Source organism: Kribbella sp., assembly GCF_035687465.1.
In the GTDB taxonomy this organism is placed as follows: domain Bacteria; phylum Actinomycetota; class Actinomycetes; order Propionibacteriales; family Kribbellaceae; genus Kribbella.
Window position 1 is genome coordinate 1 of the sequence record NZ_DASRXP010000643.1, and the last position, 12,260, is coordinate 12,260.

General features: G+C 68.8%; 11 protein-coding genes. 5 read left to right on the forward strand and 6 right to left on the reverse strand.

The features are described 5' to 3' along the window. The 3 genes from VFG33_RS34275 to VFG33_RS34285 all read right to left on the reverse strand — a co-directional run. On the reverse strand, positions 1–215 hold a 215-nt coding region (locus VFG33_RS34275; RefSeq protein WP_325057166.1), incomplete at its 3' end, for a hypothetical protein. A gap of 13 nt (positions 216–228) precedes the next feature. Next, positions 229–930, reverse strand: a complete 702-nt coding sequence (locus tag VFG33_RS34280) for a dienelactone hydrolase family protein (RefSeq protein WP_325057167.1) — start codon at positions 928–930, stop codon at positions 229–231. A 24-nt stretch (positions 931–954) separates the two neighbouring features. Next, the gene (locus VFG33_RS34285) at positions 955–2,472 is read right to left on the reverse strand and encodes an MFS transporter (RefSeq protein ID WP_325057168.1); all 1,518 of its coding nucleotides are present in this window, start codon (positions 2,470–2,472) and stop codon (positions 955–957) included. A gap of 306 nt (positions 2,473–2,778) precedes the next feature. Between VFG33_RS34285 and leuA the strand changes: the two genes are divergently transcribed. Together leuA and VFG33_RS34295 are read left to right on the forward strand one after the other, a co-directional pair. Then, the gene (gene leuA, locus VFG33_RS34290) at positions 2,779–4,497 is read left to right on the forward strand and encodes a 2-isopropylmalate synthase (RefSeq protein ID WP_325057169.1); all 1,719 of its coding nucleotides are present in this window, start codon (positions 2,779–2,781) and stop codon (positions 4,495–4,497) included. Positions 4,498–4,534: 37 nt separating this feature from the next. Then, a complete protein-coding gene (locus VFG33_RS34295) occupies positions 4,535–5,050 on the forward strand; it encodes an NUDIX hydrolase (RefSeq protein ID WP_325057171.1) in 516 nt (171 codons plus the stop codon). A gap of 20 nt (positions 5,051–5,070) precedes the next feature. Here VFG33_RS34295 and VFG33_RS34300 read toward each other — a convergent pair whose 3' ends face one another. From VFG33_RS34300 to VFG33_RS34310, 3 genes are read right to left on the reverse strand one after another with little or no spacing between them, the layout of a single operon-like run. After that, on the reverse strand, positions 5,071–5,718 hold the full coding sequence (locus VFG33_RS34300; RefSeq protein ID WP_325057172.1) for an ABC transporter ATP-binding protein: 648 nt from the start codon (positions 5,716–5,718) through the stop codon (positions 5,071–5,073). Continuing rightward, positions 5,715–6,554: an ABC transporter ATP-binding protein gene (locus VFG33_RS34305; RefSeq protein WP_325057173.1), complete on the reverse strand. Its 840-nt coding sequence runs from the start codon at positions 6,552–6,554 to the stop codon at positions 5,715–5,717. The genes VFG33_RS34300 and VFG33_RS34305 overlap by 4 nt, the downstream gene beginning before the upstream one ends. Beyond that, a complete protein-coding gene (locus VFG33_RS34310; protein WP_325057174.1) occupies positions 6,551–9,661 on the reverse strand; it encodes an FtsX-like permease family protein in 3,111 nt (1,036 codons plus the stop codon). The genes VFG33_RS34305 and VFG33_RS34310 overlap by 4 nt, the downstream gene beginning before the upstream one ends. Before the next feature lie 213 nt (positions 9,662–9,874). On the opposite strand from VFG33_RS34310, the gene VFG33_RS34315 reads away from it, so the two are divergent. The 3 genes from VFG33_RS34315 to recO form a co-directional block, all read left to right on the forward strand. Further along, positions 9,875–10,864 (forward strand): aldo/keto reductase, encoded by a 990-nt coding sequence (locus VFG33_RS34315; protein WP_325057175.1) that lies wholly within the window; start codon positions 9,875–9,877, stop codon positions 10,862–10,864. Further along, positions 10,861–11,721: an SDR family oxidoreductase gene (locus VFG33_RS34320; protein ID WP_325057176.1), complete on the forward strand. Its 861-nt coding sequence runs from the start codon at positions 10,861–10,863 to the stop codon at positions 11,719–11,721. Before VFG33_RS34315 ends, VFG33_RS34320 begins: the two co-directional genes overlap by 4 nt. Before the next feature lie 12 nt (positions 11,722–11,733). Further along, positions 11,734–12,260, forward strand: a 527-nt coding sequence (gene recO / locus VFG33_RS34325; RefSeq protein WP_325057177.1) for a DNA repair protein RecO, incomplete at its 3' end; no start/stop codon positions are given.

Below are 12,260 nucleotides of genomic sequence, written 5' to 3' on the forward strand. Positions count from 1 at the left end.
CGGCGGGCGCTGTCGCGGGAGGATCCGAGCTCGTCGTAGCAGCTCAGCGCGTCCCGGTAGTGGGCGATGGTCAGCTCGCGCAGTCCATGGTCGGCGCTGGCAACTGCCCGCTTCTCGGCGGACAGCGCCCGCGCCCAGACCATCGTGTGGTCGCGGACGACGTCCCCCGGTGAACGGGGAACCACCCCGGTCAGTCGGTGTTCGTCGTACGTCATCTTTGCCCCTTGGTCAGTGCACGTTGGCCTTGAGGAAGGCGACCGCCCGGTCCCAGGCGATCTTGGCGTACTGCTCGTTGTAGGTGCCCAGCTGGTTCTTGTCGTTGTGGAACGCGTGCCCGGCCGGGTAGTAGAAGAACTCGACGCTGCCGCTGGACTCGTCGCGGATCTGCTGCTCCTGGGCGCGGGCCCGATCGACCGGGTAGAAAGCGTCCTGCTCGCCGTAGTGACCCTGGATCGGCGCCGTGACAGTGCGGTACTGATGGGGGACGGCCGGCCCCACGCCGTAGAACGGCACTGCCGCCCCGATCTTGTCGCCCTGCTGTGCCGCGAGCTGCAGGACGAAGCCGCCGCCCATGCAGAATCCGACCGCTCCGACCGTCGTCGAGGTCACCGACGGGTCGGCGAGCAGGTAGTCGACCGCGCCGGAGAGATCCTTCGCCGCTTGGTCGACCGGTAGGTCGGCAAGCATCTGGCCGGCCGAGTCGGCGTCGTGAACCACCTGTCCGCCGTACAGGTCCGGCGCGAGCGTCACGAAGCCTTCGGCGGCGAGCCGATCGGCGACCTCGACCATGTGGTCGTCCAGCCCCCACCACTCCTGGATCAGGATCAGCCCGGGGCCCGACCCGCCGGCGGGCTTCTTCAGGTAGCCGTGGGCCTGCCCGCCGTTGCTGGCGAATGTGACGTTCTGACGCGGATTGTCGACCTCAGCCATGGTGATGCCTTTCGATTCGGGAATTCACGGGCGGGACGGCGTTTCTTGCACAGCGGGGTGGCGGATGGCATTGGCGAGCCGCGGCGACCTGTACGCCGGGTGCTCACCGGCGATCCACGCGTCGAGGTCCGGCACGTGGGGGCGCGCTCCGCCGAGCAACAGCAGACCGAGAATCAGCGCACCCGAGACCATGCAGATCACGACGAGGATGAGCACGGCCACCTGCACTCCGACGGCCGGATCGGTGTACAGCGTCACGAACTGCGCCACGGCAGGGGCGACGAGGAACGCCGCCTCGGAGCGCAGTAGTTCGACCAGCGCGAACGTCGGCCCGAGCCGGTTGGACGGCACGCTGAGCCCGGCCATGAACAACCCTGGCGACACCCCGGCTCCGGCGCCGAACCCCAGCAGCAGGCCGGAGACCAGCAGGAGCGGGAGGGACCCGCCTGATCCGAGCCCGAGCAACAGCACACCGCCGAGAGCGGTCACGCCGAGTCCGCCCAATGCGAGCACCGGCAGCCACCGCGTCCGTAGTACCGACTTGAACAGGATCGCCGCCACGACGACACCGAAGACCTGGGTCGCAAGGATCAGTCCGGTCATCGCCGGGGACCTGTGCTCGACCTGCAGCATGTAGACCACTGCCAGATCGACGAGGGCTGTGACCGAGGCCCCGGTGACCATGGCTGTCGCGATGCCGGTGACAGGAAGTGTGTGTGAGATCAACTTGAGTGGCATCAGGGGACGCGGCTGCCGGTACTGCCGCACCAGCAGCACCAGGAGAGCGACCAGCCCGACCACCACCGGCAGATAGAACACCGGAGAGCCGAACCCGCCGCGGACCAACCAGGAAACGCCGAAGAAGGGCAGAACGGTCGCCACCAGGGCAAGCGGGATCCCTGACCAGTCGAAGCTAAGCCGTGGTGGGGCGGTCATCTGCCGTTCGAAGGCGAGCAGACCCAGCAGGGCGCCGGCGACGCCCAGAACGGCCGCGATGAGGAACAGCAGCCGCCAGGCGTCACTGCCGGCCACGACACCGCCGATGACCGGTCCGAGGGTGACCATGCCGAACAGACCGAGGCTGACGAACGCGGCGCTCAGTGGTACTCGGGCCGCGCCATGCCTGGTCACCAGCGGGGGAAGTGCGATCACCAGCAACAGCCCGGTCGCGAGCCCCTGCACCACTCGCCCGACGGTGAACATCCCGATGTTCGGCGCGAGTGCCGCGAGCAGCGATCCCACGGCGAATGCTGCCTCGGTCAGGATGTAGAGGCGCCACATCGGCAGCCGCCGGATCAGGTCCGCGGCCGCGACGGCTCCGAAGGCGTACCCCGCGTTCGACAGTCCGTCCGCCAGCTGGACCCCGAACACCGAGGCATGCAGGTCGTCGGACACCTGCTGGGTGATGAAGAGCGAGGCGGTGGACAGGACGATGAAGGGTGACAAGGCAACCAGCACCTGCGCCACCGCGGCGGAATACCTGCCCGCCAACAGCGGACCGTTGCGAGAGTGCTGCCGACGCGATTGTTGCTGGGTGCTCATACCCTCACAGTGCCGTCACCGTCCGTACTTGTGCTGCATGGCCAGCAACCGTTCGTACCCCCTGCTAGCCAGAGTTTCCCGGCCCGCGGCGTGTCTCGCTGGTCGAGACCCCCGGTTCGACGGGTGGCTGGGGTTGTGCATAGACTCACAGTCATCATGCGGCACCAGCTTCTCCTCCTTCGCTGCCGCGGCGAGGCCTGACGTAGGCCGGTTTCCTCGCCGCGGAGTCTCGCCATTTCTCATTTGGCACCTCGCCGGTCGATTCTGACCATCGCAGTACAAACTCTCGCGAGGAGAACCCGCATCATGGCACCGAACAACCAGCCCAAGCCGGTCCAGCAGTCCTCTTCCCTGCCGATCGGCCGCTACAGCGCGTTCCCGCCGATCGACCTGCCGGACCGGACCTGGCCGACCAGGTCCGTCGACCGGACGCCGCGCTGGCTGTCCACCGACCTCCGCGACGGCAACCAGGCGCTGGTCGAGCCGATGTCGCCGGCCCGCAAGCGGCGGATGTTCGACCTGCTGGTGAAGATGGGCTACAAGGAGATCGAGGTCGGTTTCCCCAGCGCCAGCCAGTACGACTTCGACTTCGTCCGCAGCCTGATCGAGGGCGACGCGATCCCTGCCGACGTCACGATCTCCGTGCTGACCCAGGCGCGGGAAGAGCTGATCGAGCGGACCGTGCAGTCGCTGCAGGGGTCCCCGAAGGCGACGATCCACCTCTACAACGCGGCCGCGCCGCTGTTCCGCCGCGTCGTCTTCAACGTAGACAGGGCCGAGTGCCGCAATATCGCAGTACGGGGCACCGAGACGGTGATGAAGTACGCCGACGAGATGCTGGGCGACTGCGAGTTCGGCTACGAGTACAGCCCGGAGATCTTCACCGACACCGAGCTGGAGTTCGCGCTCGAGGTGTGCGAGGCGGTCAGCGACGTCTGGCAGCCTGCGGAGGGCCGCGAAATCATCCTGAACCTGCCGGCCACGGTCGAGATGAGCACACCGAACGTGTACGCCGACCAGATCGAGTGGTTCGGGCGCAACCTGACCCGCCGCGAGCACAGCACCATCAGCCTGCACCCGCACAACGACCGCGGCACCGCGGTGGCCGCGACCGAGCTGGCGCTGATGGCCGGCGGGGATCGCGTCGAGGGGTGCCTGTTCGGCCACGGCGAGCGGACCGGCAACGTCGACCTGGTCACGCTCGGGATGAACCTGTTCAGCCAGGGCATCGACCCGCAGATCGACTTCTCCGACATCGACGAGATCCGCCGCACCGTCGAGTACTGCACCCAGATGCGCGTCCCCGAGCGCCAGCCGTACGCCGGTGATCTCGTCTACACCGCCTTCTCCGGCTCGCACCAGGACGCGATCAAGAAGGGCCTGGAGGCACTGGACAAGCAGGCCGCGGCCGAGGGCATCCCGGTCGGCGAGATCCACTGGGAAGCGCCGTACCTGCCGATCGACCCGAAGGACGTCGGCCGGTCGTACGAGGCCGTGATCCGGGTCAATTCGCAGTCCGGCAAGGGCGGCGTCGCGTACATCATGAAGTCGGAGCACCGGCTCGACCTGCCGCGCCGGCTGCAGATCGAGTTCAGCCGGGTGATCCAGCTGCACACCGACTCCGAGGGCGGCGAGGTCGGCCCGCAGCAGATGTGGGACATCTTCTCGGCCGAGTACCTCGCGCCCGGTCAGCTGTCGCTGCTGACGGTGAACAGCACGTCGACCGAGGGCCAGAGCGACACCCTTCGCGTGCAGGTGTACTCGAACGGCGTACCGCACGAGCTGGTTGGCGAAGGCAACGGTCCGGTGTCGGCGTTCGTGGACGCGATCAAGCCGCTGAAGTACGACGTCCGGGTGCTCGACTACCACGAGCACGCGCTCTCGGCCGGCGGCGACGCCCTCGCCGCCGCGTACGTCGAGTGCGAGGTCGGCGACGACGTCTACTGGGGTGTCGGCACGGACGCCAACATCATGACCGCCTCCCTCAAAGCAGTAGTCTCCGCCGTCAACCGCTCAATCCGCTGACCTCCCTGTCCGCCGGTCCGCACGCCACAATTAGGTGGTGCGGACCGGCCGGACCTGCTTGGCTCGCGAGGTGATCACTCCGAAACTACGGCCGGCCGCGCGGGGAGTAGTACTGGATCGGGATGACCGGATCCTGCTGGTGCGGTTCGAGTTCGACGACGGCACGGGGTTGTGGGCGACGCCGGGTGGCGGGGTGGAGCCGGGGGAGTCGGTACAGGAGGCGCTCGTCCGCGAACTGCGCGAGGAGATTGGCCTGGAACCACCGGTCGACCCGCTGCACCTGTGGCATCAGGAGGTGGTTGCCGAGGGGCACGCAGCCGGCTTCGACGGCGTGATCAACGACTACTTCCTGGTCCGCGTCGACACTCATCACCCCGCCGGCACCTTGACCCCCGCCGAACTCCAGGCCGAGCACGTCCACGACATCCGCTGGTGGACCCTCCCCGAACTCCAAGCCCACAAGGGCAACTTCGCCCCGCGCGCCCTCCCGCACCTGATCCAAACCCTCCTCACTGAAGGCCCACCGCCCGAGCTCCTACAGCTCGGCCTCTGATGCCACATCGGGCTGTGAAGCTAGAGGTGGCGTTGCCAGGTTAGGTGGCCTTCGTCCATGGTGGCGTGGCCGTCGGCGGCGGCTGCGACGTTGAGGTCGTGGGTGGCGATGATGACGGCGGCGCCGCGGTCGGCTTCGCGGCGTAGTAGGGCGAGGACGCGTTCGCGGTTGGTGCTGTCGAGTTCGCTGGTCGATTCGTCGGCGAGGATCGCGCGGCCCTGCTGGGCGATGCCGCGGGCGACGGCGACGCGTTGCTGTTCGCCGCCGGAGAGTTCTTCGACCAGGTGGTTGCCGCTGTCCTCGAGTCCGACGTCGGCGAGTGCTTGGTCGACCGTGCGGTCGATCGCGTCGAGTTCGTTGCGTTCGGCAAGGAGCGGCATCGAGAGGTTCTCTTTGGCGGTGAGGACTCTGGCCAGGCCGTTGCCTTGGGGGATCAGGACGACGCCGTGAGCGGCTGCGGCGGGCCGATCGCTGATGGTGAGTCCGTCGACCTCGACAGTGCCGGATTTCGGCTGTACCGCACCGGCGATGGCCCACAGCAACGAGCTCTTGCCGGCGCCGGACGGTCCGCTGACGGCGAGGACGAACCCGGGCGGCACCCGGAGGGACACGGCTGCCACGGCGACCAGTTCGTCGTACGCGACGGTGAGGTTGGTGACCGTGATCATGCTTGGCCTTCCTGCTCGACCGGGCTGAGGCGGACGTCGCCGTCCTCGGTGGTGGTGACGCGGAGCAGGGTCCCGGGTGGCAGCAGTTCGGCAACGTGGCGCGGTAGTGGCAGGGAGCCGTCGCTGGCGACCACGGCGAACTCCTCACCGGCGCGGCCTTCGGAGGCGATCCGGCCGTCGCGGATGGTGATGGTGCGAGGCAGGACCGCGGCGACCTCGGGGTCGTGGGTGATCAGCAGGACCGTCATACCCGTGGCCGCGTTGATGGTCGAGATCGCGGCCAGTACCTCGTCGCGGGCCCGGTGGTCGAGCTGGCTGGTCGGTTCGTCGGCGAGCAGCAGCCCGGGGAAGGTGGCGATCCCCACTGCCACAGCGCAGAGCTGGATCTGGCCGGGCGTCAGCGACGTCAGCGCAGTACGGGCTTGGTCGTTCAGGCCGACCAGCTCGAGCACCTCTTCCGGTGTCGGCACCGACCGTCCGCGCGGCGCGGCGCGTTGTGCGTAACGGACATTGTCGATCGGCGAGAGATAGGGGATGAGGTTGCGGCCGGCGCCCTGCAGCACGATGCCGACATCGCCGGCGCGCATCCGGTCCAGCTCAGGCTCGGTCATCGTGGCGATGCTGTGCTCACCGATCTGCAACCGGCCCGCGCTCGGCGCCAGCAAACCCCCACACAGTTGCAGCAACGTCGACTTACCGGCGCCAGACGGACCCAGCAACCCGACCAGCTCACCCGGCCGAACCGTGATCCCGATCCCCGACAGCGCAGCAACGTCATGACCCTGGCTGCGATAGATGTGGACCAGGCCGCTGGTGCTGATCGCCAGCCCACTCATGACAGCTCCTCCCGGATCCGGCTATAGCCCGCCCGCCGATTCACACCGGTCCCCAGCAGCAGTGTGGTCGTCGTCAGCGCCACGGTCCCGATCAACCAGAGGACCACCGCGACGGACCAGTTCGTCGCCAGGTCGAGCGGGACGGCCGACGGTTCGGTGGTCTCCGCGAAGAGCGGAATCATCGGTAGCGCGATATGGGCGCCGACGATGCCACAGGCTGATCCGAGCAGCGCTGCCAGCGCGACCGGCCCGGTCTGTTCCCACCGTGCCGCCCCTCCGGTCGTGGCCGCCGGTACGCCGGTGATGCGCAGGCTCGCGTAGTCCTGGGCCCGGGATCGCCAGGAGGTGACCACCATCAGCAGCAGCACGATGATCGCCAGGGCCCAGCCGGCCAGTCCGACGACGGGAGTGAGCTGCAGCGCGAGCGCACTCGCGGAGCGGCCGAAGCTCGCGACCCTGTCCGACTGCCGATCGATGAGCGTGGGGGTGAAGCCGGCAGCGGTGAGTTCCTTGGTGATCTTGTCGACGTTCGCCAGCCCGTCCGCGTTCAGCCAGAGCTCGAAGTCGGTCGAGGTGTCGTCCACGCTGCCGCCGAGTCGGCGTACGGTCTCCAGATCCATCACCGCGACTCGCTCGGAGTGGCGGGGGACCGGGGTCTGCAGGCCGTCGAGCTTGCGGACCGGGATCGAGAGCCCGTCGAGACCGGGTACGGTCTGGGCCTCGCTGAAGGGGACGTCCGCGCTCACCAGCGCGGGAACCGGCGTGGGGATGGTGGCGTACTGGAGGTTCTGGTCGCTGCCCGTGCTGGTCACCTTGAGAGTCAGGCCGTTCGGCGGCTGGTTCTCGGCCGCGATGCTGCCCTGGTTGTCACCGCCTGCCTGAGGGCCGCTCGACCAGTCCTGCGCCCGGCCCAGCGGGATCGACGGCTGGGTTTCGGTCGACAGCTTGCTGATCGCAACGTCACCGGTGATGCCGACGGAATCACCCACGTCACGGGCCACCCCGAGCCGGATCAGGCGGCAGGACGGCGTGCAGTCCATCGGCGTGCTCAGCTGGACCGACTTGCCCGGGACCAGCGGCATGGGTGGGAAGCGCACCAGGTACCGCGCGCTCATGCGCGCGTTGACCACGGTCGCCTGCAGGATGACCGATTTGGCCTGCGCCTCGGGCGGAGCGATCTCGCCGTCAAGGGTGGGCGCTATGAATGGCATCATCGCGCCCACGCTCGCGGTCACCGTCAACCGGTCGCCGCGCAGTTCGATCGGAGCCGGGCCGGCGGGTGCGCTCAGATTGCGGAATCCCTCGGCGTTGGTGAGCTGGTCGCCCCGGAAGGCGATCCGCTGGTAGCTGTCGGGCTCGATCAGCAGGGCTCGCAGACTCTCGGTCGACGGTGGGTAGGAGAGGACGACCGGGGTCAGCCACTTCCGTTCCGGATCCACCTTGTTGACCGCCGCTGTGAAGGTGCCGAGGTTGTAGGTGTCCATCGCCAGCACGGCCTCGGCGCCGACTTCGTACCCGGCTCGGGTGTCCCGGTTGCGATCGGCAACCGAAGAGGCCTGGCCGGCGAACGAAACCAGCGCAGTCGCCACCGCGACAACCGCGACGAGACGCGTCACTGCTGGGCGCCTCGACACCTGCAGGGCGCCGAGCGCGAGACCGAGGCGCCCGGCGCGCAACGCCTGGCGGCTCACCAGCCCTGCCGCCGGCAGGAGCAGATGGGCGAACGCCAGGCCGACGGCCAGAGCGAGCAAGGTCGGGGTCAGGACCGGCAGCGGACCTCGTCCACCGCCGGTCAGTGCAGCCACCAGTCCGGCCGAGGCGAGGACGATGACGGTGAGATCGATCATGCCGATCGCCCGCCCGCGTCGACGGGGCACCACCCGCCGGAGCAGGGTGGAGATCGGCTGCCGGATGACACTGCGGATCGAGAGCGCGACGACCGCGAGCCCGACCAGTGCGGCCAGCGCGACCGAGGCCGGAACGGTCCACGGCAGCTCGATCGGCGACCCGCCGTCCAGCCAGGTGGACCGGACCACCAGGAGCAGGGCGAACCCAGCGGCGACCCCCGCCAACATACCGAGCAGGACCGGGACGCTCAGCTCGACAGCAAGCGCCCGGCCGATCCTGCCGGCGCCTGATCCGCGCAGTCGCGAGACCGCCAGCTCCGGGCGTCGCTGGTCGACCACCGCGGCCAGCGCCAGTGCCAGTACGACGACACCGAACAGCGCCACCTGCACCATCACCAGCGGGATGATCGTGGTGGCCTGGTTGCGCTCGGACTCGATTCTGTCGATCACTCCGACGATTCCCGAGTTGTTGCCGGCCTGCGCCTCGGACAGGAGGACCTGCCCCTCGAGATCTTCTGTCGCCTGGCGGATCCGGTCCAGATCGTCGATCCGCGCCTTGCCCGGCTGGGGACGGGCGTCCAGGGTCGAGTGGCTGCCCCAGGTGCCTTCGGTGAAGGTCCGGCGCTCGGTGAGGAGGAAGTCGGACTGCCCCCCACGGGTCTCGGTAGCGGGGATGGAGTGGCCGGTCGGTCCGCGGCCGAACCAGAAGGTGGATTGGTCGTCCGACTGGTAGATCCCGACCACGCGCAGCGTTCCGCCGCCGGCGTAGTCACTGGCCTCGGCTCTGATCGTCTGCCCGATCCCGGTGCCGTAGTTCTTCACGTCCGCTGTCGAGGCGACGACTTCACCGAGGTCGCGGGGGCACCTCCCGGCGGTCAGTACGAGTTGGGCGCAGTAGCCGTCCCGCCAGACCAGCTTGCCGCCGATCGACGGCTTCTCGCGGCCGGGGCCCCAGTTCAGACTGGCGATGATGCCGTACGCCGACGGCGTGAACAACGGCTTCAGATCGGCGGGGATGAACTGCTCCAGTTCCTCCGGCGGGATCGCTTCCGAGGGTCCGTCGATGGCCGGCGGCGGGGCCGCCTCCAACTGCCAGGACACCGCCATCCAGTCGCGGGCCAGCGTCTCGGTGGCGACGGTCTGTTCGACGGCCCGCGCGAACCAGGGCGCGAACGCCGCGCACGTACCGATCAGAAGACTGACACCCGCCAGCACCAGGGCCTGGGACCACCGGTATCGCAGAGCCTGCCGCAGGAACATCAGTGGCCACCCCCAGCCGCCGTAGCCACCCGCTGTCGGTGACCTCGCTCGAACATACGGAACGCGTGGGGGCAGCGGACGGGGCTGGTTGACAACGATGCATAGTTGTTGCCTGCAACGGGGCGCACGGTAACCGGACTGTCGCGTTCGGTGAGAGCGGGTCCACTGCGGCCCCGAGGCCGGTCGCCGTGAACCCGGGGGTAAGTTCGAAGTATGCGTGAATCCCAACTCGGAGAACTGACAGTTTCCAGTCTCGGCCTCGGCTGCATGGGGATGTCCCAGTCGTACGGGGTCCGTGGTGACGACGACGAGTCGATCGCCACCATCCACGCCGCGATCGATGCCGGTTGCACCTTCATCGACACCGCCGACGTGTACGGCGATGGCATCAACGAGGAACTCGTCGGGCGGGCCCTGGCCGGGCGCCGCGACGAAGTGGTGCTGGCGACGAAGTTCGGTTTCAAGCGGAGCCGGCCCGACGTGCTCGTTCCGGATGTCGTGGACGGGAGCCCGGAGTACGCCAAGAGCGCGCTCGACGCCTCGCTGCGGCGGCTCGGCGTCGACCACATCGACCTCTGGTATTTGCACCGGCGCGACCCCAACGTCCCGATCGAGGAGACGGTCGGGGCGATGGCCGCCGCGGTCGAGGCCGGCAAGGTCCGCTACCTCGGGCTGTCCGAGGTAGCGGGCGGCACAGTCCGTACTGCGCACGCGGTGCACCCGATCTCCGCGGTACAGAGTGAGTATTCGCTGTGGACCCGTGATCCCGAGACCGGTGTGCTGCCGACACTGCGCGAACTCGGGATCGGCTTCGTGCCGTTCAGCCCGCTCGGCCGGGGGTTCCTGACCGGCCAACTGCGGACGCCGGACGACTTCGAGCCGGACGACATGCGGCGGACGATGCCGCGGTTCAGCGGGGAGAACTTCCAGCGGAACCTGGACCTGGTCGAGAAGGTCAAGGAGATGGCGGCCGCCAAGGGGATCACCGCGGGACAGCTCGCGCTCGCCTGGTTGCTTGCCCAGGGCCACGATGTCGCGCCGATCCCGGGCACCAAGCGGCGCACCTATCTGGCGGAGAACCTCGGCGCCGTGGACGTGCAGCTGACCGCCGCCGACCTTGCCGAGTTGGAGAAGGTGTTCCCGCCGGAGGCAGTCGCCGGTGACCGGTACAACCAGGCCACGATGGACAAGGTCGATCGATGATCGGGGTCACCGGGTCCACCGGTGGGCTGGGCTCGCGGATCGCCCGCCTGCTGGCCGATTCCGGCGTACCGCAGCGGCTGGTGGTGCGGGACCCGGCCCGTGCTCCGGAACTACCGGGCGCGGAGGTGGCCCAGGCGTCGTACGGGGAGAAGGCCGCGCTGCTGAACGCGCTGGACGGGGTGGACACCCTGTTGTTGCTCAGCGCCACGGAATCGGCGGACCGCGGTTCGTTGCATGAGGCAACGGTTGATGCCGCGGTGGCGGCCGGCGTACGGCGGATCGTCTACACGTCGTTCGTCGGCGCGGCGCGGTGTGCGACCTTCACCTTCGGGCGGGACCACTGGCAGACCGAGGAGCATGTGCGGGGGACCGGTGTCGACTTCACGTTCCTGCGGGACAACCTGTATCTGGACTTCATTCCGGGGCTCGTGGGGGAGGATGGCGTGATCCGCGGGCCGGCCGGCGACGGACGGGTCGCGGCGGTGGCGCGGGATGACGTGGCGGCGGTTGCTGCGCGGGTTCTGGTGGAGCCCGCCGGGCACAGCGGCGCGACGTACGACCTGACCGGCCCGGAGTCGTTCACTCTCGCCGAGGCGGCCTCGTTGCTGAGTGCGGACGGGGGTCGGCCGATCCGGTACGAGGCGGAGACATTGGATGAGGCTTACCGGTCGCGTGAAGGGTACGGCGCTCCCGCGTGGGAGGTGGCTGGCTGGGTCACGTCGTACGCGGCGATCGCGAGCGGGGAGCTCAGTGGCGTGAGCACGACCGTCCAGGACATCACCGGCCGGCCTCCGATCGGGCTGGCGGACTATCTCGCCGCGAACGCTGTCGGTGCCCAGAACGCCGCCGGGAACTGAGAGACTGGGCGGGTGCCGCTCTACCGTGACGAGGCGATCGTGCTCCGGACCCAGAAACTGGGCGAAGCCGATCGGATCGCCACGCTCCTGACGCGCACCCACGGCAAGATCCGCGCCGTCGCGAAGGGCGTCCGCCGGACCTCGTCGCGCTTCGGCGCCAGGCTGGAACCCTTCAGCCACGTCGACCTGCAACTCGCGACCGGCCGGAGCCTCGACGTGGTCACCCAGGCCGTCTCGATCTCGGCGTACGGCGAGGGCATCGTCGGCGACTACGCCCGCTACACGACCGGGACCGTGCTCCTCGAGACCGCCGACCGGCTCGTCGTCGAGGAGAAGGAACCCGCCACCCAGCAACACCTGCTGCTCGCCGGCGCCCTCCGCGTCCTGTCCACCGGCGAACGCGAACCCCGCCTGATCCTCGACTCGTTCCTGCTCCGCTCCCTGGCGATCTCGGGCTACGCCCCTTCGTTCGGCGACTGCGCGAAATGCGGCGAACCAGGCCCCCACCGAGCCTTCAACCCATCAGCCGGCGGCATGGT

Bases quoted from the DNA above. Each gene is read 5' to 3' on its own strand.
- leuA (WP_325057169.1), top strand. From the start codon at position 2,779: ATGGCACCGAACAACCAGCCCAAGCCGGTCCAGCAGTCCTCTTCCCTG.
- VFG33_RS34280 (WP_325057167.1), bottom strand. From the start codon at position 930: ATGGCTGAGGTCGACAATCCGCGTCAGAACGTCACATTCGCCAGCAAC.
- VFG33_RS34310 (WP_325057174.1), bottom strand. From the start codon at position 9,661: ATGTTCCTGCGGCAGGCTCTGCGATACCGGTGGTCCCAGGCCCTGGTG.
- VFG33_RS34320 (WP_325057176.1), top strand. From the start codon at position 10,861: ATGATCGGGGTCACCGGGTCCACCGGTGGGCTGGGCTCGCGGATCGCC.
- VFG33_RS34305 (WP_325057173.1), bottom strand. From the start codon at position 6,554: ATGAGTGGGCTGGCGATCAGCACCAGCGGCCTGGTCCACATCTATCGC.
- VFG33_RS34285 (WP_325057168.1), bottom strand. From the start codon at position 2,472: ATGAGCACCCAGCAACAATCGCGTCGGCAGCACTCTCGCAACGGTCCG.
- VFG33_RS34300 (WP_325057172.1), bottom strand. From the start codon at position 5,718: ATGATCACGGTCACCAACCTCACCGTCGCGTACGACGAACTGGTCGCC.
- VFG33_RS34315 (WP_325057175.1), top strand. From the start codon at position 9,875: ATGCGTGAATCCCAACTCGGAGAACTGACAGTTTCCAGTCTCGGCCTC.